1 protein-coding gene is annotated in these 247 nt (G+C 73.7%); it reads right to left on the bottom strand.

All coding sequences use genetic code 11. From position 1 onward, the window contains the following. Window positions 1–247: hypothetical protein (locus QSV46_RS40570; protein ID WP_314964357.1), on the bottom strand; the 247-nt coding region annotated here is incomplete at both ends.

Raw genomic sequence — 247 nt, 5'->3', positions numbered from 1 at the left:
GCTTGCGGTCGTCCTGGACGCGCCGCAGCGTCCACAGCAGGCACGAGACCAGCCATGCCAGCCCCAGAAGCCCCGCCAGCACGGCCGCCGCCCCCAGCACGAGGATGCCGTAAAGCCGCGCGGCCCTTTCGGCCTGCTGGGCCTGATGGGCGCCCTGGACACGCGCCCCCGCCCGGCTCAGCGTCCGTTCCAGCTCGGTAAGCCTGGCGGCCAGACCGGCGAGGTCGCCCGGGCTGTAGGCAACAAC

Origin of the sequence: Bradyrhizobium cosmicum (assembly GCF_032290525.1) — a bacterium.
GTDB classification, from domain to species: Bacteria; Pseudomonadota; Alphaproteobacteria; order Rhizobiales; family Xanthobacteraceae; genus Bradyrhizobium; species Bradyrhizobium cosmicum_A.
This window is presented reverse-complemented; position numbering and strand designations above follow the sequence as displayed.